General features: G+C 67.7%; 21 protein-coding genes and 2 pseudogenes. 14 read left to right on the forward strand and 9 right to left on the reverse strand.

Features of this window, described 5'->3' with window-relative positions; translation table 11 throughout:
- Positions 1–273 precede the first annotated feature (273 nt).
- Together groL and Ari01nite_RS43770 are read left to right on the forward strand one after the other, a co-directional pair.
- Entirely contained in the window at positions 274–1845 is a 1572-nt protein-coding gene (gene groL, locus Ari01nite_RS43765) for a chaperonin GroEL (RefSeq protein WP_203789974.1), read from the forward strand.
- 70 nt (positions 1846–1915) lie between these two features.
- Positions 1916–2089 (forward strand): hypothetical protein, encoded by a 174-nt coding sequence (locus Ari01nite_RS43770; RefSeq protein WP_203789976.1) that lies wholly within the window; start codon positions 1916–1918, stop codon positions 2087–2089.
- 106 nt (positions 2090–2195) lie between these two features.
- Here the strand turns inward: Ari01nite_RS43770 and Ari01nite_RS43775 are convergent, their stop codons facing one another.
- Positions 2196–2921, reverse strand: a complete 726-nt coding sequence (locus Ari01nite_RS43775) for an aldo/keto reductase (RefSeq protein ID WP_203789978.1) — start codon at positions 2919–2921, stop codon at positions 2196–2198.
- A 227-nt stretch (positions 2922–3148) separates the two neighbouring features.
- Here Ari01nite_RS43775 and Ari01nite_RS43780 point away from each other — a divergent pair.
- A pseudogene (locus Ari01nite_RS43780) lies at positions 3149–3300 on the forward strand (IS1380 family transposase); the annotation flags it as partial.
- Between the two features lie 38 nt (positions 3301–3338).
- Here Ari01nite_RS43780 and Ari01nite_RS43785 read toward each other — a convergent pair.
- Together Ari01nite_RS43785 and Ari01nite_RS43790 are read right to left on the reverse strand one after the other, a co-directional pair.
- Entirely contained in the window at positions 3339–4064 is a 726-nt protein-coding gene (locus Ari01nite_RS43785) for a GAF and ANTAR domain-containing protein (protein WP_203789980.1), read from the reverse strand.
- A gap of 37 nt (positions 4065–4101) precedes the next feature.
- Positions 4102–4818 (reverse strand): GAF and ANTAR domain-containing protein, encoded by a 717-nt coding sequence (locus Ari01nite_RS43790; protein ID WP_239163525.1) that lies wholly within the window; start codon positions 4816–4818, stop codon positions 4102–4104.
- A gap of 831 nt (positions 4819–5649) precedes the next feature.
- Here Ari01nite_RS43790 and trhA point away from each other — a divergent pair.
- From trhA to Ari01nite_RS43815, 5 genes are all read left to right on the forward strand, one after another.
- A complete protein-coding gene (gene trhA, locus Ari01nite_RS43795; RefSeq protein WP_239163526.1) occupies positions 5650–6084 on the forward strand; it encodes a PAQR family membrane homeostasis protein TrhA in 435 nt (144 codons plus the stop codon).
- Between the two features lie 342 nt (positions 6085–6426).
- On the forward strand, positions 6427–7401 hold the full coding sequence (locus Ari01nite_RS50495; RefSeq protein WP_239163527.1) for an ATP-binding protein: 975 nt from the start codon (positions 6427–6429) through the stop codon (positions 7399–7401).
- A 19-nt stretch (positions 7402–7420) separates the two neighbouring features.
- A complete protein-coding gene (locus tag Ari01nite_RS43805) occupies positions 7421–7810 on the forward strand; it encodes an STAS domain-containing protein (RefSeq protein WP_203789984.1) in 390 nt (129 codons plus the stop codon).
- A 278-nt stretch (positions 7811–8088) separates the two neighbouring features.
- Positions 8089–8739 (forward strand): TetR-like C-terminal domain-containing protein, encoded by a 651-nt coding sequence (locus Ari01nite_RS43810; protein WP_203789986.1) that lies wholly within the window; start codon positions 8089–8091, stop codon positions 8737–8739.
- Between the two features lie 180 nt (positions 8740–8919).
- Positions 8920–9846: an NmrA family NAD(P)-binding protein gene (locus Ari01nite_RS43815; RefSeq protein WP_203789988.1), complete on the forward strand. Its 927-nt coding sequence runs from the start codon at positions 8920–8922 to the stop codon at positions 9844–9846.
- 20 nt (positions 9847–9866) lie between these two features.
- Here Ari01nite_RS43815 and Ari01nite_RS43820 read toward each other — a convergent pair whose 3' ends face one another.
- Positions 9867–10139 carry a hypothetical protein gene (locus Ari01nite_RS43820; protein ID WP_203789990.1) on the reverse strand — a complete coding sequence of 91 codons (273 nt, stop codon included), beginning with the start codon at positions 10137–10139 and terminating at the stop codon, positions 9867–9869.
- 50 nt (positions 10140–10189) lie between these two features.
- Positions 10190–10339, reverse strand: a complete 150-nt coding sequence (locus Ari01nite_RS51750; RefSeq protein WP_438872293.1) for a hypothetical protein — start codon at positions 10337–10339, stop codon at positions 10190–10192.
- Between Ari01nite_RS51750 and Ari01nite_RS51755 the strand changes: the two genes are divergently transcribed.
- The 4 genes and pseudogenes from Ari01nite_RS51755 to Ari01nite_RS43845 form a co-directional block, all read left to right on the forward strand.
- Positions 10283–11095, forward strand: a complete 813-nt coding sequence (locus tag Ari01nite_RS51755) for a hypothetical protein (protein ID WP_438872291.1) — start codon at positions 10283–10285, stop codon at positions 11093–11095. The two genes, Ari01nite_RS51750 and Ari01nite_RS51755, sit on opposite strands and share 57 nt — an antisense overlap.
- A 19-nt stretch (positions 11096–11114) precedes the next feature.
- The gene (gene istA / locus Ari01nite_RS43835) at positions 11115–12392 is read left to right on the forward strand and encodes an IS21 family transposase (protein WP_203789992.1); all 1278 of its coding nucleotides are present in this window, start codon (positions 11115–11117) and stop codon (positions 12390–12392) included.
- Positions 12389–13201, forward strand: a complete 813-nt coding sequence (istB, locus tag Ari01nite_RS43840) for an IS21-like element helper ATPase IstB (RefSeq protein ID WP_275410933.1) — start codon at positions 12389–12391, stop codon at positions 13199–13201. The genes istA and istB overlap by 4 nt, the downstream gene beginning before the upstream one ends.
- A 17-nt stretch (positions 13202–13218) precedes the next feature.
- Positions 13219–13908: pseudogene (locus Ari01nite_RS43845) on the forward strand (ATP-binding protein); the annotation flags it as partial.
- Between the two features lie 140 nt (positions 13909–14048).
- Here the strand turns inward: Ari01nite_RS43845 and Ari01nite_RS43850 are convergent.
- From Ari01nite_RS43850 to Ari01nite_RS51555, 3 genes are read right to left on the reverse strand one after another with little or no spacing between them, the layout of a single operon-like run.
- Positions 14049–15245, reverse strand: a complete 1197-nt coding sequence (locus Ari01nite_RS43850) for a PP2C family protein-serine/threonine phosphatase (protein ID WP_203789994.1) — start codon at positions 15243–15245, stop codon at positions 14049–14051.
- Entirely contained in the window at positions 15136–15600 is a 465-nt protein-coding gene (locus Ari01nite_RS51550; RefSeq protein WP_203789996.1) for a helix-turn-helix domain-containing protein, read from the reverse strand. Before Ari01nite_RS51550 ends, Ari01nite_RS43850 begins: the two co-directional genes overlap by 110 nt.
- The gene (locus tag Ari01nite_RS51555; RefSeq protein WP_369076786.1) at positions 15497–15988 is read right to left on the reverse strand and encodes an AraC-like ligand-binding domain-containing protein; all 492 of its coding nucleotides are present in this window, start codon (positions 15986–15988) and stop codon (positions 15497–15499) included. The genes Ari01nite_RS51550 and Ari01nite_RS51555 overlap by 104 nt, the downstream gene beginning before the upstream one ends.
- Before the next feature lie 137 nt (positions 15989–16125).
- On the opposite strand from Ari01nite_RS51555, the gene Ari01nite_RS43865 reads away from it, so the two are divergent.
- The gene (locus tag Ari01nite_RS43865) at positions 16126–17169 is read left to right on the forward strand and encodes a helix-turn-helix transcriptional regulator (RefSeq protein WP_203790000.1); all 1044 of its coding nucleotides are present in this window, start codon (positions 16126–16128) and stop codon (positions 17167–17169) included.
- 1215 nt (positions 17170–18384) lie between these two features.
- Here Ari01nite_RS43865 and Ari01nite_RS43870 read toward each other — a convergent pair.
- Positions 18385–18699 carry a hemerythrin domain-containing protein gene (locus tag Ari01nite_RS43870; protein ID WP_203790002.1) on the reverse strand — a complete coding sequence of 105 codons (315 nt, stop codon included), beginning with the start codon at positions 18697–18699 and terminating at the stop codon, positions 18385–18387.
- Between the two features lie 243 nt (positions 18700–18942).
- Between Ari01nite_RS43870 and Ari01nite_RS43875 the strand changes: the two genes are divergently transcribed.
- On the forward strand, positions 18943–20199 hold the full coding sequence (locus tag Ari01nite_RS43875) for a PP2C family protein-serine/threonine phosphatase (RefSeq protein WP_239163528.1): 1257 nt from the start codon (positions 18943–18945) through the stop codon (positions 20197–20199).

Genomic DNA, 20199 nt, shown 5'->3' on the forward strand with positions numbered 1-20199 from the left:
TCGTGACAACCGCGGGATGCGCTATCAGCAACGTCTCACATCACCACATCAATCAACTTCGTCTGGCATGCCTCCGGCGGCGGCTGGGCCTGGTGCCGACAGGCCCGTGACTTGCGCTTTTGCGAGATGGGTGGTGCACTGTGGTTAGCACTCGCCTGGTGTGAGTGCCAACCGAATGGGATGAACCCCCGGGAGGGGCCGCGGCAGCGGTCATCGCAGGTCGGGCCCGAGCAGGTGCTGCACGTGGGCACGACGATGGTGAGGATTCCGCAGATGGCTAAGTTGATCGCATTCGGTGAACAGGCCCGGCGCGGCTTGGAGCGGGGCATGAATGTCCTCGCCGATACGGTGAAGGTGACACTCGGCCCGAAGGGCCGCAACGTCGTGCTGGGCACGAAATGGGGCGCCCCCACGATCACCAACGACGGGGTGAGCATCGCCCGGGAGATCGAGCTCGACGACCCGTACGAGAGGCTCGGCGCCGAACTGGTCAAAGAGGTTGCGAAGAAGACCGACGAGACAGCCGGCGACGGAACGACGACGGCGACCGTGCTGGCCCAGGCATTGGTCCGCGAGGGGCTGCGCAACGTCGCCGCCGGGGCGAACCCGATCGGCCTCAAACGCGGCATCGAGCAGGCCGTCGCCGCGGTGACCGAGGCACTGGGCAGGCAGGCCCGCGACGTCGAGACCCGAGAGCAGATCGTGGCCACCGCGTCGATCTCCGCCGCCGACCCGGCGATCGGTGAGATGATTGCCGAGGCGATGGACAAGGTCGGCAAGGAAGGCGTCATCGCCGTCGAGGAGGGCAACACCTTCGGCCTCGAACTCGAGCTCACCGAGGGCATGCGCTTCGACAAGGGCTGCATCTCCCCCTACTTCATCACCGACGTCGAGCGGTTGGAGGCGGTCCTCGACGACCCGTATCTGCTGATCGTCGATGACCGGATCTCAAACCTGGACGACGTGCTGCCGATCCTGGAAAAGGTCATGCGGTCGGGTAAGCCACTGGTGATCGTCGCCGAGGACGTCGAGGGTCAGGCCTTGGCGACTATGGTCGTCAACAATGTCCGGGGCACGTTCAGGTCGGTGGCGGTCAAGGCGCCCGGGTTCGGTGACCGGCGCGGGGCCATGCTGGCCGACCTCGCCGTGCTCACCGGCGGGCAGGTGGTCAGCGAAACGGTCGGTATCGCCTTGGACAACGCCGGGCTGGACGTGCTGGGCCGGGCCCGCAGAGTGGTGGTCACCATGGACGAAACCACCGTCGTGGACGGCGGCGGCGACGCCGACGAGATCACCAACCGGGTCGCTCAACTCCGTGCCGAGATCGCCGACACCGACTCCGAGTACGATCGGGAGAAGCTGCAGGAGCGGCTGGCGAAACTGGCCGGCGGTGTCGCCGTGATCAAGATCGGCGCGGCCACCGAGGTCGAGCTCAAGGAGCGCAAACACCGCATCGAGGACGCGGTGCGCAACGCCAAGGCAGCCATCGAGGAGGGCCTGCTGCCCGGGGGCGGGGTGGCGCTGGCCAACGCCGCGGACACCGCGTTCGACAAGCTCGACCTGACCGGCGACGAGGCCACCGGTGCGAACATCGTGCGGGTCGCGCTCACCGCGCCACTGCGCCAGATCGCCGCCAACGCCGGCCTCGAAGGCGGCGTCGTCGCAGGCAAGGTCAGCGAGCTTCCGGCGGGTCACGGTCTCGACGCCGCCACCGGCCGGTACGTCGACATGATGGAGGCAGGCATCGTCGAACCCGCCAAGGTGACCCGCTCGGCGCTGCAGAACGCCGCGTCCATCGCCGCGTTGTTCTTGACCACCGAGGTGCTCGTGGCCGACAAGTCCTGACCGTTCACGACACCGTCCACGAAGGGAAGGCACCGTGGCTGTTGCAACGTGCGTAAAAAAGAACCTGGTGGTGGCGACACTTCGAGCACGGCACCTGCATGGCAGGGCGGACTGGGTCGAGAAGGAGCTACCCGCGCTCATCGACACGACGAGGAACGCCTCGCTGCTGCGCACTCTCGGCATCAACCTCGACACCCTCACTCTCGACGCCCGGCCCGATCACGGCCCGGCGTCGTGCGAGTAGTCACGCCCGGTTCGGCTTCGGTCAACGCGAACCGGGCCCGGCGGGGTCCTGGGCACGGCTGCGGCCCGCAGCCCGCGGCATGGATCCTCGGCGGTGGCGGTCGTCGTCACCTCAGCAGGTTGTACTCGTTCTGGATCGCCGTCAGCGGCTGCACCGCATGAGCCCGGCGGATCGTCTGCACGCCCGGCTCGGACAGACCCCAGTGCCGGACCTTGCCCGCCGTGATCAGCTCCTTCACCGCGCCCGCCACATCTTCGATCGGCACAGCGGGGTCGACACGGTGCTGGTAGAGCAGGTCGATGTGGTCGGTGCGCAGCCGCTGAAGCATGGCGTCGACGGCCTGCGGGATGTGATCGGGCCGGCTGTTGAAGCCCTCACCCCGCTCGCCGGTCTGCGGGTCCACGTTCATACCGAACTTCGTCGCGATCACCACCCGGTCGCGGACCGGTTGAAGCGCCTCACCGAGGATGCGCTCCGACTCCAGCGGCCCGTACACCTCCGCCGTGTCAAAGAAGGTGACCCCCTGGTCGACGGCAGTGCGGATGATCCGGACCATGTTCTCCCGGCTGCTGACCGGCCCATACAGGTTGCCCGGCATGGTCTGGCAACCGAGCCCGAGGCTGGACACCTCCAGCGAGCCGAGCCGGCGACGGGCGGCCAGGGTGATCGCCGTCGTCGCGGTCTCCCCACCACCGGCCGGTGCGGCGCTGCGCTCGGCCGCTGTCCCCGGCCCATCGGAGGTGCAGCCCGCCAGCCCGGCAACCAGCGGAGTCGACGCGATACCTGCCGCACCCAGCAGGAACCGGCGACGGCTGTAGTTATTGTCAGACATTCGGCACCTTCTCGTGTCAGGGATATCGACGTGGCTTTCCTACTCATCGAACCCGCACGATCGAACGTCTGGGAGCCTCTGCTGAAAGGGGTAAGGACAGTGACCCGGTGGCAGGTTTAAAATTCTCGAACTCAGCATCCGCGCTGTTCAAAGGTCAGAGGTCTGTCGCGGCACGGCGGACAACCTGGATCTGGCGGTGACGCTCGCTGACGGAGGCCAGGCCATCAGCCCTCGCCGGTATGTTGCGGGAAGGCCGAGCCGGGTCGAACATCACCGCAACCACATCACCGTCCTGGATCAAGCCCTCGCACAAATCCCCGACGAGTGCCGGCACGGCTCACCGCTGCTGCTGCGTTCTGATTCGGCCGGTTCCAATCACCCGGACTTCGGTCAACCGGATGTCGTGCGAACGCGGTTTCAGCTGAGGCGGTAGAGGGTGCTCCGGTCGGTGATGATGGCGTGTACTACGTCGGTGAGCTTTCGATTGTTGTTCCGGGCGTAGTTGCGGATACGGGTGAACGCCTCATCGACGTCGATCTCGTGAGCTTGGGCGACGGCGCCTTTGGCCTGTTCGATCACGATGCGGCTGTTCAGGGCGCCCTGGAGTTGTTCGGTCAGGACTTCACCGCGGTGGATCGCGCGTTCCTGCAGCAGCGCGATGGCGGCGACGTCGGCAAGGGCCTGGACGATCGGTACGTCCGGAGCGGTGAAGTCGCCGCCTAGGGTGTCGCCGAAGACGTTCAACGCTCCGATGCTCTGGTGGCGCAGCCGCATGGGGAAGGCGTGCACGGATTGGAATCCGCTGGCGGTGGCGTGGGGGGCGAAGCGGGGCCACCGGGTGGCGGCTTCGCCGAGGTTCACGTTGATGACCGGCTGCCCGGTGCGGAACGCCTCCAAACACGGCCCTTCATTGGTTTGCAGCTGGAACAGCTCGAGAAGTTTGACGTTCTCGTCGGAGCCCGCCATGAACTCCAGGCGGCCGTCCTTGTCAGCCAGAACCAGCCCGACCGCGGCGGCGCCGACCAGGGAGGCGGTGCGGTCGGTGAGCATGTGCAGGAACTCGATCAGGTCGAAGTCGTCGACCAGTGTGTCGGCGACCTCAACGAAGATCGTCGCCAGCCGTTCGGCGGAAACGGTGGTCATACCTGACTCCCGGCATCAAGGCGTGTGTGTGGCACGGTCATGGGCGATCTCGGTCGAACTGCAGCCGCCGGGCGACGACGTCGCGGGCGACCTCGTCCAGGCGGCGATTCTCGGCGTAGGCGTAGGCCCGCATCCTGGCCAAGGCTTCACTGATTGTCCCTCCGATCTGCACCATCACCATGCCTTGAGCCTGGAACAGTTGCGCCCGGTGGCCGACCGCGTCGGCGACACCGCCGTCGGTGCCGGCCTCGCTGGTGGCTTCGTGCTGGTCGAGCAGGGTCTGCATGGTGATCTCGGCGAAGGTCATCGCATCGTTGAGCTGGTCGCTCGACAGTGTCCCGGGGTGGTCGCGGAAAACGTCCAGAGCACCCAACCGGGCGGCGCCCATCTGGAGCGGGAACGCGAATATCGCGCCTATGCCGTCGGCGAGAGCGGCGGGACGGTACATCGGCCAGCGGGCCGGCCGTTCGTCGGTCAGGTCGGGAACCAGGACTGGGCGACGGGAGGCGAAGGCGTCGATGCAGGGGCCCTCACCGAAGACGAACTGGAGCTCCTCGACCCGCTCGCTGCGCGCGTCGGAGGCGGCGCACACTCCGCGTACCCCGTCGTCGGTCAGCACACTGATGCCGGTTCCGGACGCGGCCAGCGTCCGGGCGGCGGCCTGACACACCCGCTGGAGGTAGTCGGCGATGCTGTGGGACCGGCCCGGCTGCGCCGCGATGAGGTTCCTGATCGCGGTGGCCCGGTCAGCCACGACTTGGGCCTCGCCAAGGTAACGACACGGCTTTTCGGCACGGCGCCGTCGAGGAGTGGCAGGAAAGCGGAACGGGCATTGCTGCACCTCTGCGGCGGAAGAAGTAAACCGCCGGGTCCCGGGCAGTAGCACCAGATGATTCCGGTCCTGCCATGAGCCTACTCGCATCGACCTCTTGCAGCTGCGGCAACCGAAAGCGTCGCCCGGCTTGCAGGCCCCCACCGGGTAGGGTCATCGATACGGGCTCCGGTGGAGGGGCCGTTGCCCAGGACCCGGCATGTCACACGCCACCCGAGGCGGGACCATGCCCGAGAGCTCCGACAGCAGCGTCTACCGATCCGCTCACGGTGACGGCCGAGACCGGAGACCGAATGGGTGTTACGAGCCACTGACATGGCCGCCATCGCCACGTTCCGCAGCGAGCCCACCAGCCCCGCCATGTCCCGTGAATGCCGCCGACCACGTACGAAACAGACTTCTGCCGACCGACGATGCTACTGCCGTCGCTCCTGCTCAGGTGCGGGGTGACATGAACGCGGACGAATCTCGGCACGCAGAGACCAGCGACCGTCCGGATACCGGGCCGAACCGGCTGACGGACCGGGTTGAGAAAAGGCCTGGACCACCCGGCGCGGTGATCAAGCCGCGGCTGAGGGGATGGCTGCATGCCGGCGCCTTCCCGCTCGCCGCGGGCGCCGGAGGTTTGTTGACAGTAGTGTCCCCTGATGTCCGTACCCGGCTGGCCTTAGCGTTGTTCACGCTGTCGGCAGCGCTGCTGTTCGGTACAGCGCGCTGTATCACCGCGGCCGCTGGGCGGGGCGCGCGGAAGGCGTGCTGCGGCGGCTGGACCACGCCAACATCTTCCTGATCATCGCCGGCACCTACACCCCGTTCTGCGTGCTCGCGCTGCCGCCCGGGCAGTCCCGGACCCTGCTCTGGATCGTGTGGTGCGGCGCGCTGGCCGGCGTCGCCTTCCGGGTCCTGTGGGTCGGCGCCCCGCGCTGGCTGTACGTGCCGGTGTATGTCGCATTGGGATGGGTCGCCGTGATCTACCTGCCCGCATTCTGGCGGGCCGGCGGCGCACCGGTCGTCATCCTCCTCATCCTCGGTGGTGCTCTCTACACCCTCGGCGCTGTTGTCTACGGCCTCAAACGGCCCGACCCGAACCCGCGCTGGTTCGGGTTTCACGAGGTCTTCCACGCTTTGACCGTCGCGGCGTTCGCCGCCCACTGCATCGGCATCGCCATCGCCCTGAGCGCCGCCTGACATCCCGACCAAGGTCCGGCCATTCTGACTCTGATGGCCCCAGATCGGAAAGGCGCGTGATGAGGTGACGGCGGTGTCCCTCGTACGTGGAGGGGGGACGGCTTGTCATGTTTGTGTACGGTTGTAGATATTCGTCCGGGGGTAGGGTGAAGCCAATCCGCTGGCGGAGCGGAGGATTCCCTGTCTCGGTGGGATGCCGGCGTTGGTGATGCCGGGTCTGAACTCGTCACGGCGGTTACGAGTTCGGACGCGAGGCACCACGTCATGACTGGTGGACACGATTCTTCTCGGATTGCTGCATCGAGCGAGGACGCAGGGCGCGGTAACGAGCATCGGGATCGGGTGTGGGACCTGGTCAGCGCCTACGGCCCGGACGTCACCACGTTGTGCCGCGCGGGTACGTCGCTGATGTGGGGCATCGACGGGCTGGGCCTGTCGGCCGGGCCGGTCGGGACCGTTCCCGAGGTGCGGTTCTCCAGCGACAAGATTAGTTCCCGGCCGGAGTCCGCGCAGCTCACACTGGGCGAGGGCCCGTGCCGGGATGCGGCCGCAACCCGTGCGCCGGTGTGGGCACCCGACTTGGCGACCGGGTCGTGGCGGCAGCGGTGGCCGTGGTTTACCCGGGCCGCGCTGGACGCCGGAGCGCGGGCCGTGTTCGCGTTGCCGCTGCATGCCGGCGGGATGCGCCACGACGGGGCCGTGGACCTGTATCGGCCCCTGCCCGGACCGTTGAACAGCGCCGAACGGCTGGCTGCGACAACGTTCACCGCGGCAGTCGCCGAACTGCTCACCCTGGAGAGCCACGGCTTGAACCTGACGCAGGTCTTCGCACGAGGCTGGCGCGATCCACGGCCGGCCGGCACGGCTCAGGAGGCCGAGGGCGGTGCCGTCGCGCCGGCGGGTACGGAGGGCGTGCTGCTGGCCGGCTGGTTCGGTCCGGCGATGCTGGGTCCGGTCCGTGACCAGATCCGCACCCACGCACTTGGCCAGGGACTACGCAACGATCAAGCGCACCGGTTCGTGCTGGCGGTGCAGGAGGCCGTGGTCAACACGGTGCGGCACGGCGGCGGGCACGGTCAGCTACTGCTGTGGCGGCGAGCCGGGCATCTGTGGTGCGAGATCAGCGACCACGGCCCCGGCATATCGGCGCCGGAAACATCCGGCGCCGACAGCGCCACCGGTCCGGCACCCGTGTGGCCGGGCTCATCCGGGCTGCAGATCATCCGCCGGGCCTGCACCAGTGTGGACATCACCACCAGCCCGACAGGCACCCGCCTGCTGCTGAGTCATAGCCTGGCCCCACCCTCCCGGGCATGAAGGCCGGAGCGCTGCGACGATGAGCACGGAACCGGACGCGGAGGAGCCCGCCGCCGATGCCGAACCGCGCCTGATCGTCACCGAGGCGGTGCTGGTTTCGGGCGCCGTCCTGATCACGGTCACTGGCGAGCTCGACATCGCCACCACACCGACGTTGCGCCGCCGGATGTCCGAGATCCGCGCAGCCTGGCCGGACCGGCGCCTGCACCTGGACATGTCCGGCCTGCTGTTCTGTGACATCGCCGGCCTGCGTTCCCTGCACGCCTTGGACCAAGCCGACGCCGAGGGGCGGCGACAGCTCCGAATCACCGCAGCGGGGCAGTGCCTCGACGTACTACTGGAACTGAGTGATGCCGCCGCTGTCCTTGGCTATGCCCCGCCGCCGAATCACCGCGGCGACAGCGCCTGAATCCTTCCCCGCCGATGCGCAGCTGGTTCTGAGCGCGAGTAGCGAACCCGTTTGGGCGGGAGTTCGGGTCCCGGTATCGGCATGCGGATTTCACTGGGCGTGAGTTTGGGACCCACTCTGATCTGGCGTCGAGTGATGGTCGAGTCGGTACCCCTCACATAGAGGGTTTCCCGCTCGATGCTGTGGTGTGAGCAGGCGCCGCCATGCCCGCCCGCCGACTTCCCGTGGGGGCAGGGAGGTTTGGTGGCAGGGGCGGTGGATGCAGTACCGTCCCGCGTATGACCAGGTCGACCCGCCCCGCCGGACGTCAGCGTCCCGGTGGCGCTTTCGGGCCTGCACGTGACGAGACGCGGAATGCCCGCATCATCGAAGCGGTCCTGGACCTGATCGTGGAGAGCGGGTACGCGGATCTGACCATGGGTGCGGTGGCCGCGCGCGCGGGGGTGGCCAAGGCCACCGTCTACCGTCGCTGGGCCTCGCGCGAGGACCTGGTCGCTGACGCTTTGGAAAGTCTTTTGCTCCCTGCTGTGCGGGCCGAGGTGACGGCCGCCGGGACACTGCGCGAGGACTTTGTCGCGACGCTGGCCGACAGTTCTGGCTGCCTGCAGCCCGGGTGGCGTCGCTTCTCGGCTGTGCTGGCCGCTGCCACCGCCTCTCACCCTCAGATCACCGACATCCTGCGTGAGCGGTTCATCGCTGGGCAGCGTGAGGGGATCGCCTCCTGTCTGCGCCGCGCGCAGGAGCGCGGCGAGCTCTCTGCGGAGAGGGTTGAGCTTCTGTTGGCGCCGGGCCGGCTGGAGATCGCCGCAGTGGTTGGGGTGCTGGTCCTGCAGGAGGATCTGCTCGGTGCCGTTCTCGATGTCGAGGGGATTGCTCGTCTGGTGGACCAGGTGCTGCTCCCCTTGGTCGGCGGCACCCCCACCAGCTGAAGCCCTTTCTGGCTTACTGCTCGGTCCACGCCATTTCGGCGCGGCCGGCCCTCGGCCGACCTCCGGTCAGGCAACTCACAAACTAGATACGGTGACGACTCGATACGCTAGTGTCTTTAGTTGCCGGGTCATCGCGCCCGTCAACCGTTTCCATGTGATCAACCGAAGGCAGGGCGTGCTGTGACTTCCGAGAACAAGGCGAAAGTGCTGGTCACCGGGGCAACCGGAATGCAAGGCGGCGCCACCGTCCAGGCACTGCTGCGCGCCGGTCACCCCGTGACCGCGTTCGTGCGGGATCCCTCGTCGGCCGCCGCCCAGGCGCTCGCCGACCAGGGCGTCGCCCTCGCGACCGGTGACCTGGACGACGCCGCATCCCTGGAGGCGGCCAGCGCCGGACACGACGCGGTCTTCTCCGTGCAACTCGCGGGCGTCGACCCGGCCGATCCCGGCGCCGAGCAGCGCAAAGCCCGCAACATCGCCACCGCCGCCAAGCGGGCCGGCGTCACTCAGATCATCCACACGTCCGTGTCCGCGACCGGATGGCGCAGCCAGCACCCGGACGTCGAGGTGACCGACCCGGTGATGAAGGCGTACTGGGACGAGAAGGAGGCCGCCGAGGACGCGATCCGGCAGGCCGGCCTCGACCACTGGACGATCATCAAGCCCGCCTTCTTCATGGACAACTTCATTCCGCCCAAGCAGGGCACCCAGTTCCCCGAGCTGCCTGAGGGCAAGCTGGTCACCTCTGCGAGCCCGCAGTCCGTACTGCAGCTCATCTGTGCGGACGACTTCGGAGCGGCTGTTGCCGCCGCCGTGGCCGAGCCCGGCAAGTTCCACGAAGCCGAGATCGACCTGGCCGGCGACGCGCTGACGTACACCGAAATCGCCGACACCCTCACCAAGGCCGCCGGCCGCAAAGTCGAGGCCGTCTTCCTCTCCCGGCAGGAGCAGGAGCAGCGCATGGGTGCACCCACGGCGTGGGGTGACACCTGGACCAACCGCGTCGGCTACCCCGCGCGCCCCCACCACGCCGCCCGCTACGGCCTGACCACCACAACCCTCGAGCATTGGGCAGCACAGCACGACCTGAGCACCCTCGCTGTCTGAACTCAGGCAGCCCTCCGGCTTCACCAGCGCAGCAGCCTTCCTGGCGGCGCCCCCGCCGCCAGGAACACCGTCACCCGGCGCGCGGATGTTGACTTGCGTTTTGTTCGCGATTTCGGGTCCCACCTCGATCGGGTGGATTCGATATTCACGAGTTCCGGACCCGCCTCGAGCGATGGGAGTATCGGCGGGTCTGGACGGGAGCCTGCAATGCCATTGATGTCGAAGGTCGACCTGTTCGCGGCGATCCGCCGGGCCTCGCGCGCGGGGATGTCGGTGCGCGCGATGGCCAGCAATACCAGGTAAGCCGCCGCACGGTCCGCGCGGCTCTGGCATCGGCATGGCCTCAGCCGCGCAAGGCGATGCCGCCGCGGGCATCGAAGCTGGACGACTTCAAGCCAAGACCATCGCCCGCTACGGCCGTGTCGACCTGCTCTGCATCGACGAACTGGGCTGCATGGAACTCGACAAACGCGGCGCCGAACTGCTGTTCCAAGTCCTCACCGAACGCGAGGAAAGGCGTCCGTCGCAATCGCCTCCAAACGCTCAGTCCTGGGTCCAAGCGAGGCGCCTATCCGGGTCCCGTTTCCACGACCGAAGCCACGCAGCGGTCAGCAGTGCTCCGGGTTCGTCGTGGGCGCCGGGGTCACGGGGCTGCAGAGCTAGTTCTTGCTACACCTCCCTGGTTTCTGCTGGGCAACGCCTGTCAGCATGGAGGCCGAACTGCGACCGGCGTCTCCCTGTATCTCCGGCCGCTTGGCCGAGAAGGCGTAACGTGAACTCCTTTGACACCGCAGGTCCGGAGCCCCGGGGCATCTCCCCGAGCTGGATCGTCGAGAAACGGCTGGTGGGTGCGTCCGACTGGTTTGCCACAGCTGACGTGCTGGGCGACGGTCTGGTGCCCGCGTGGGCGGACTGGTGCGCCGTGCATGTCCGCGCGTCGGTCGTCGAAGCTTTCCGCGCGGGTTCAGCTGTGTCGCTGGCCGAACTGGGTCTGACGCGGCCGATCGACGGCGAACCGTTGGAAATGGTGACGCTGCGACACCGGGACGCTGAACGTGAACCGGTGGTCCGGCAGTGGGCTGCAGAGGTACCGGTGCGCACGGGTGATGCCTACGGCGCCGGACGAGTGACAGCCACCGGAGTTACCCGTTATCTGCCGCACGTGGGGCCGGCAATGCTGCACGCCACGGCGGCCACCGCGTGTCGCCGCTCCGGGAAGAGTGACCCCCGGGTGATCTTTGAAAGTTGACCCCCTCTGATCTTGGAGGGTGCTGAACGTGGAGGACTGGGCAGAGATTCGTCGTCTGCATCGTGCGGAGGGCGTGCCCATCAAGGAGATCGCCCGGCGGTTGGGGGTGGCTCGGAACACGGTTCGGGCTGCGTTGTCCTCCGACCGGCCGCCGGCTTATAAGCGGGTGTCGCGTGGGTCGATCGTTGATCCGTACGAGCCGCTGATCCGGGCGTTGCTGGTTGAGTGGCCGCGGATGCCGGGGCCGGTGATCGCGGAGCGGATTGGTTGGCCGCACTCGATAGCGCCGTTGCGTAAGCGGCTGGCGGTCATCCGGCCGGAGTATGTCGGTGTCGACCCGGTCGACCGGACTGTCTATGAGCCGGGGCAGATCGCGCAGTGTGATCTGTGGTTCCCGGAGACGAGGATCCCGGTCGGGTATGGCCAGCAGCGGGTGTTGCCGGTGCTGGTGATGACGCTCGGGTTCTCCCGGTTCCTGTCCGCGGTGATGATCCCGTCGCGGCAGGCCGGGGACATCTTGGCGGGCATGTGGGAGCTGATCTGCCGGCTCGGGCGGGTCCCGAAAATCCTGGTCTGGGATCGGGAGTCCGCGATCGGCGGGACCGGCCGGGTCAGCGCCCCGGCGGCGGCGTTCGCCGGCACCCTGGCCACGCAGATCAAGCTGGCGCCGCCGCGGGACCCGGAATACAAGGGCATGGTCGAACGGGCGAACGGCTTCTTGGAAACCTCGTTCCTGCCCGGTCGTATCTTCTACTCGCCGGAGGACTTCAACGCCCAGCTGGCCGGCTGGCTCGAGCGGGCCAATACCCGCACGGTCCGGTCGATCGGCGGGCGGCCGACTGATCTGCTGGAGAGCGACTCGTCGGCGATGCTGCCGCTGCCGCCGGTCGATCCGCCGACCGGGCTGAGTCATCGGGTCCGGCTCGGTCGCGATTACTACGTGCGGGTGGACACCGTCGACTACTCCGTGAACCCGCGGATGATCGGCCGGTTCGTCGACGTCACCGCTTCCCTGACCGAGGTGGTCGTGTTCGGTGACGGGCTGATCGCCGCCCGTCATCCCCGGTCCTGGGCCAAACACGGCGTGATCACCGACCCGGCCCATAAAGACCTGGCCGCGTCGATGCGGCACGCCCTGGCCGCTGACCGCCGCAGCCGTCAGCAAGCGTTGCGCCACCACCCCGACGGGCACGCCGTCGCATTACGGGCGCTGCCCGACTACGACGCCCTGTTCGGCGTCGACTTCACCAACCCCCATCCCAACCCGGACGACAGCACGAAAGCGAGCAACCAGTGACCACCACGAAATCCAGGCCCACCACGACAGCGTCCCACGACGGGCTGCCGTCGATGCTGGCCTACCTGTCCCGAGTGCTGAAGACCCCGACGATCGGCCGGGTCTGGGAAGAACTCGCCGCCCAGGCCCGCGACGAGAACTGGTCTCACGAGGACTACCTCGCCGCGGTCCTGCAACGCCAGGTCGCCGACCGCGAGTCCAAGGGCACCACCATGCGGATCCGCACCGCGCACTTCCCGCAGCTGAAGACCCTCGAAGACTTTAACCTCGATCATCTGCCGTCGCTGCGCCGCGACAAGCTGGCGCACCTGTCGACCACGACGTTCGTCGCCAAGGCCGAGAACGTGATCCTGCTCGGCCCGCCCGGCCTCGGCAAGACCCACCTGGCCATCGGGCTGGGCGTCAAAGCCTGCCAGGCCGGCTACTCCGTGCTGTTCGACACCGCCAGCAACTGGATTATCCGGCTCGCCGCCGCCCACCAGGCCAACCGGCTCGAGGCCGAGCTGAAGAAGATCCGCCGCTACCGGCTGATCATCATCGACGAAGTGGGCTACATCCCGTTCGACCAGGACGCCGCGAACCTGTTCTTCCAGCTCATCGCCTCACGCTATGAGCAGGGCTCCGTCATGGTGACCTCGAACCTGCCGTTCGGACGCTGGGGCGAAACCTTCTCTGACGACGTCGTCGCCGCAGCCATGATCGACCGGCTCGTGCACCACGCCGAGGTCCTCACCCTCACCGGCGACTCCTACCGCACCCGCCAACGCCGGGAACTGCTCGCCAAGGAAAACCGCGCCAGCCGCGACTAACCGACCGCGAGGGGGTCAATTTTCAGAGACTCCCAGGGGGTCAAATTTCGCGGAGCGTTGACACCGCGCAGCAGCGGGCACAATTCAAGGGACTGGGTATCGGAAGCTCCATCGTGGCGCCGCTGTACACCTCGACCGGCGCGCTGCTGGGAGCCATGACTTTGCTCCGTGAGCTCGACACCCGCGAAGCCTTCTCAGAAAGCGACGTACTAGTCGCTGAACAGGTCGCCCGCTCGGCCGCCGAGGCGCTCGACGCCTCCCGTGTCGTGACGGTCGTCCTCCCGCCGGCCGCGCCTGTTATCGGCCATCAGCGCACCGCCACCTGGCGGCCACGACACCCACAGGATGTCACCACCAGTACCGAAGGCCGTAATTGGGCCAGGCGGACGCTACCGGAAATCCTCATTCGGCCACCTCGGCGTGAACTGTACGAGGACATGGACCTGGTGTTCACGGAGCTGCTCAGCAACGCCGTCCGGCACGGTGGAGGGCTGCGCGAGGCACAACTGTCCAACACCGGTGAACACCTGCGCCTCGTGGCAGCTGACTACGACCCACGCGGTCCCGCTGTCCGGACGCGCCGCGCTGATCAGCCCAACGGGCGCGGCATGCACTTGATACAAGCAGTAGCCGACAGCTGGGGGATTTACCGGCACCACACCGAAATCGGGAAACGGGTCTGGGCCGACCTACGCTTCACGGCGTAAGAACCGGCTTGTGGTTCACCGGCCGGCCTGCCACCAGCTCCGCGTCCCCTTCCGGGTCAATAGCCGGCCACCAAGCACGATGATCCGCGTCGACGCGCGACGCGCTGGCGGGCGGTACGAGGAGCAACTCCACGGTCGCTCTATGGGTGGCGGCGTACGGCGAGGACGGCGACGTCATCGGTTGGGCGGTCAACGCCGGCGCGGGACATGACGGTGATGCATACGGTCTCGGGGTCATCGGGCCGGACGGTATCGAGGAGGGTTTTGATGCCGACGTCGATGATCTGATCTCGTCGTTCGACCAGCCCGTCGGTGTAGCCGAGGAGCAGTGCCGCCGGCGGCAGATCGAGCGTGGTCGTGTGGCGGGTGCCGTGCGGGTGACCGATTCCGAGGGGTGCGTCGACGGGCATGTCGGCCAGGGTGGTGGACCGGCCGGGCACGGCGAGAACGGGAAGCAGGTGCCCGGCGGAGGACAGCCGCACGGTCGTGCGGTCGGCAGAGATCATCGCGTACAGGGCGGTGGTCATACTTCCGGCTTCGAAGTGGTGGACCTTGCGGTCGAGCAGGGTCAGAACCTGTGCGGGATCGTCGGTGGTCAGGGCGTAGGCGCGCAGGGCGCTGCGGATGCGGCCCATCACGACCGCGGAGCGCAGGCCGTGGCCGGCGACGTCGCCGATCACCACGCCGAGCCAGCCAGTGGGCAGGGTGAACACGTCGTACCAGTCGCCGCCGACGCCGAATTCGTGACCGGGTACATAGCGGGCAGCTATCTGCAGGCCGGGCACTGCAGGTAGCTGCGCGGGCAGCAGGCTGCGTTGCAGGGTGACCGCGGTGGCCTGCTCGATCTTGTGTGCCCGGATCTGCCCGGCCACGCCGGCCCGGACCGCAGCCAGCTCCAGCAGATGGATGTCGTCGGGGGTGAACTGCCGGGCAGTGAAGGTGCCGACGTGCAGCACGCCGATCATGTCACCCGCGGCGAAGATGGGCACGCCGAGCAGGGAACGGATGCCCTTGTCGAGCAGCATCGGGCTGACCACGTCTGCTGCGGTGAGTTCCGCGATGACGACAGGTTCACGGCGCTGCGCGACGCGGCCGGCGAAGCCTTCACCAACCGGGATCCGCAGGCCGTCGCGAATTTCGCCCTCGAGGCCTTTCGCCGCGGTGGCGACCAATTGACCGGCGTGCGGGTCGAGCAGCAGGATCGCTGCGGTATCGGCGTCGAGCAGGTCACGTACCCGGTCCAGCAGTTCGTCGAGCAGGTCGGAGACCTCCAGCCGGGACAACGCGGCGTCGGTCAGTGCTTCGAGGCGGCGAAGCCGTTGCGTCCGGGGAGTCACGGTGCCAGCGTAGAGCCCGGTTGGCTCCCCGAGCGCGGTACCGGCAGCCGAAACCTGCCCAACATAACGTCAGTCGGCACGGCGTCCACCGGTGCGGAACGTTTCGGCAGGACTCGCGCCGTATGTGGCCAGGTATCGTCGCGTGAACCGGCCGGGTCGAGCGAAACCCCACCGGCGCGTCATCTCGGTTACCGACAGCTTGCGGGAATCGATGCCGAGTCAGTTCCGCATGGGCCCGAGCCAGGCGGACCTTACGTAGGTACGCCATTGGTGGCAGACCGACCTGGCGGTGGAACTCGCGTCGTAGGCAGCGCAAACTCACACCGGCGATCTCGGCAAGACTGGCCCAGGGCATCGCGATATTGATGCCCGACTGCGTGAAGAAGGGAAAGCAGGATGCTCTCGACGATCGGCGCGGCCACGATCGGGTGATATACCAGGCCGGTGGGATTGCCTATCTCGGAGGCGAGAAAGCGGACAAGCCGGGCGCAGCCCAGTCCGAGGCCTCGGCGCACGTCCAGCTCGGCATGGAATCGAACGTGACCCCTGACGGGTGCATCCAGCAATGTCGACACCATACCTTCCAACGCCACTGTGCTGATCTTGACGGCGAGCAGGTGGTAGTCGCTGCTCGAGTACAGCAGCTCGTTAGCGCCGAACGGGCGGTACACGCCGGCGCGTACGGGCCTGGCGTTGATGAGCTGGCCACAGTGCGGCGTGCGGTCCGGCGCCGCTCGGATCAGTGGCCATGACGCTTCCTCACCGTTCGCTGGTACTAACCACCGCGTCCATCGTCATCGCCGCCTGAATGGACGGCAACCCGAGCGCTGGCCGAGACTCACGGTTGAGGGACGGAGCGGACCGTGACAGGAACGGACTGATGCGTTATACCGGCCGTATGCCGGCTGCCACGTCAGATGATCCGTCGCACGTTCCGCCTGACGATCCAGGCGGGATCGACGCGGAGTTGCGCCGTGTCCGCATGGGCCGGTTCGAGGAGCTGGTCGACTCGGTCAACCTCATGATCTTCCCAGTGCGGTGGACGGTAGCACCGGGCGCCCGGGAGCTGCCGGTGGAATTCACGGCGGTGCGCCTGGGCGGGCTGACCTTCAGCACCGGCGCCGTCCAGGGAGACGTCAGCACCTCGGCCGATGAGCGGGGCGGCTATCACGTCATCATGGCGCTCAACGGCAGCCTACGCAGCGAGCACGGTGCAGTCCGTGCCCGCATCACACCGCACCTGGCTGCGGTGTACCCACCGTCCGGCACCACCACCACGACGTGGACCGGCCCGCACAACCATCCCTTCAGCGTCAAGGTCGACAAGACGCTGCTCGAGGAGCACCTCACCGCCCACCTCGGCCATCCGGTCGCGCGACCGATCAAGCTGGCCGACAGCCTGGTCACCGCGACCGGCCCCGGGCACACCTGGGCAGGCTTGGCCCGGCTGATATTTCACGATGCCGAGGCGGGGTTTCCGCTCGCGCGCTACCCCATCATCAGGTCCCGGCTGCACGACGCCCTGGTATCCGGCCTTCTCCTGGCCGTCGAACACCCGCACCGGCAGGAATCGCTCACCCCCGCTACGCCGAGACACCCGCGGCCGGTCAAACAAGCCATCGACCTGATCGAGGCGTACCCGGACCGGCCGCTGCCCATCACCACCATCGCCCGGATGGTCGGAGTCAGCGCACGCGCCCTGCAAATCGGCTTCCGCCGGCACGTGGGCGTGACACCGACCGAATACGCCCGGCGCGTTCGACTCGCCCGCGCCCACGACGACCTGCGCACAGCCGACCCGAGTCGGGAAACCGTCTCGGCGGTCGCGCACCGCTGGGGGTTCCTTCACCTTGGACGCTTCGCCGCCGCCTACCGCGACGCCTACGGCACAACGCCCTCCAAGACCCTTCGCAAAGACACCTGACGCGGCGTCGCGGAACAAATGCGACGCCGCGGCCAAGGTGCAGCGAGCCGTTTACGGCGTTGAGCGGGAGGAAGAGGGCGCTGACGCCGGATGAGGTCGACGTACCGACGTACCGGCGTTTCCGGAACCGCCTGGTATCAGTGAGCGCGGTGACACGTGGTCGACGGAGCCGTCCGCGACGGAGACCATGAGGGGGTGAGGCAGCCCGGCGGCGTTCTCGGCGCTTGCCGACGACTCACCAACGAAACCACCCCAAAGCGGCAATACTGCTGAAAGCACATAATACGTCGATCAGACGTCCTCATAGTCATAATGCGGTGACGAATCTCTCAACAACGCCGTAAAACCAGCGAACCGGATCATATCCGGTCATCCACTGCCAGGTACTACATCACCTGCACGAGGGAGCGCCGTTGCGAGACGCGCGCTCCGGCCGCTGACGCCTCGGTCAAGCGGTGCGCCGCCTCACCCGTCCGAGAGTGTGACGAAGCCGTTGATTTCTACGGGTACGCGCCTAATCTCCGGCGGCGCGTACAATGACGATGAGCTCGGCTTCTGGGCGGGCGGGGTCCGCGGACCACACTTGGCCGCTGCCGAGCGCCGTCGGCTGCAGACTCGGCCGCGGGAGATGACCACAGCCGGCTCGTAGCCACCCCTGCCTGGTCCGCTAGTCCGGTCGATCCTGGCCGAGGGCAGCAGGTCCACCATGGGGTTGGCGCTGCCCTGACCGGCACTCGTAACGCTCGACCCGACCATTCGAAAAAGGATCTTTATGACACCGAACCACGATCACGCCACGTTGTTCCTGGCACCGTCGTTGCCAAGCGCCGAGAAGGCCAGCCGAACACGGTCGGCGGTCGACCACACAGCTAAGGCGATGCGAGCGCTCCGCCACCCGTTCGCGGTCTCTGTTGAATGGGAAAGCGGGCCCGCCCGCTGACCACCGCCGCGACGAGCCGCCAACCACCCGGTGTAAGGCGTCTCAAGGCGGATACAAGCCGGCCCGGCCTGGTCGGTTCGCTTCGAGGTGTCGACCGTGGCTGGCCAGTGGGAAGACTTGCAATGAAGCGACAGCGCCTGCCCGCCCCGGCACCCCTGCGTTGAAGTTGTTCATCAAGAACGTTCTCAAGACCGCGTTGAACGAGGAGTTGACCGCACACCTCGGCGATGAGTAGAACCAGGTATCCGCCGGCGTCGGCGGCCCTCTGCGGGGTGTCAGGACGCGGCTCGTCGGGCGGCTTCTCGCACCAGGTCGCGGGCGCGGTCGGCGGCTGCCAGGGCCGGGCCGGTGACGAGGTTCGCCGTCGCCGACTCGACACCGGGGTGGGGTCGCGTCGGCGCGGCTGCCTCTGCGGCGCGCACCACGGTGGCGAGTGTGCGGAGGCGTTCCGCCGGGATCTTGGCTCGCAGTTGGGGGAATTCGTACCGTTCCTCGTGTCGTGCGTGGGTGAGCACGGCAGTGCGCAGCATTAGCAGTGACGCCTCGAAACCCTCGCTGTCGACGTCGGCTTCGAGGAGCGCGGCGAGCATCTCTTTCGCTTGGCGTTCGGCTAAGCGAGCTCACCAGCCGTGAGCCGGCAGTCAGGGCCAAGGTCGGGTCCCAGGCACGCAGGCGGCACGATGAACGGCCGGCCTCTATCAACTCCACCAGCTCCGGACCGCGGCGGCGGCGTGCGGCCGTTGCCAGCCTGGAGTGGTCCTTTCCATTGGTCGCCTTTCGTCATTCTTTACGTGCTCGGCGGTGACTGCCGGCCCGCTCGTAGACTCCCGGTGGTGGAGATCAGTCAAGGCCAGGTCGTGGCCGGGATGTTGGACGCGGCGGAGAACGCCTCGCCGGTGGATGCGGTCGAGGCAGTCACCCGCGAGCTCGGTGCGGCGCTCGGCGCGCGCACCGTGTCGTTCCTGATCGCTGACCTGAGCGGCCGGGCGCTGGTTCGGCTGGCGCATGTGCCGTTCCACGACGCGGGCGGGGCTCGCCACGACGGTGAAGAGGTCGCCACCGTGCTGCCGTTCGACGGCGGCCCGGCCGAGCAGACGCTGCGAACCCAGTCGGTGCGGGTCATCGGCGGGCCCGATGGGTGGACGGTGCTGGCACCGGTGACCGAGCGCGGCGAGGTGATCGGCCTGCTGGAAATGGTGTTGCCCGAGGAGCCGGCTGCGCAGGTGCTGCAGGAGATCGTTCGCACGGCGCATGCCTTGGCGTTCGTGGTGATCGCGAACCGCCGGCACACCGACCTGTTCGAGTGGGGGCAACGCACGACCTCGTTCACCCTGTCCGCGGAGATCCAGCGCCGCCTGCTACCCGCCTCGTTCACCTGCGAAGCCAGCGCGTTCACCGTGTCCGGGTGGCTGGAACCGGCCGCAAGCGTCGGTGGGGACACCTTCGACTACAGCCTGGGCCGCGACGTGCTGCACTTCAGCGTCACCGACGCGATGGGCCACGGGGTGGCCAGTTCACTGACGGCCACCCTCGGTGTGGGCAGCTTGCGTAATACCCGTCGCCGCGGGGCTGGCCTATTGGAGCAGGCCGACGCGGCGAACACCACGGTGGCCGAACACGCCGGAGCGCGCGGCGACTACGTCACTGCGGTACTCGGCCGCCTCAACCTGCGCACCGGGGTGTGCGCATTGCTCAACGCCGGGCACATACCGCCATTTTTGGTGCGCAGTGGGGACACGTCTTTGCTGCGGCTACCGGATAACTTCCCGTTAGGGATGTTCACCGAGGCCCAGTACCGCGAAGGGGAGATCACGCTGCAACCGGGCGACCGCCTTGTGGTGGTCACCGACGGTATGCGGGAGCGCAACGCCGCCAGTTTTGATCTGGAGGCCATGTTGCGGTCGCTCGGCGATCTGCACCCGCGCGAGGCTGTTCGGGCGTTGGCCGACGCCGTACTCGAAGTGGCCGGGCCGACCCTGGCCGACGACGCGACCCTGCTCATCCTGGACTGGTACGGCGGACACCCGCGCAGCCGGCGAACCAGCGCCGGCGCAGACTCGCAGCGTGCCAGCGCGGCGCTTCCCGACTGA

It is taken from the genome of Paractinoplanes rishiriensis, assembly GCF_016862375.1.
Lineage (GTDB): Bacteria > Actinomycetota > Actinomycetes > Mycobacteriales > Micromonosporaceae > Actinoplanes > Actinoplanes rishiriensis.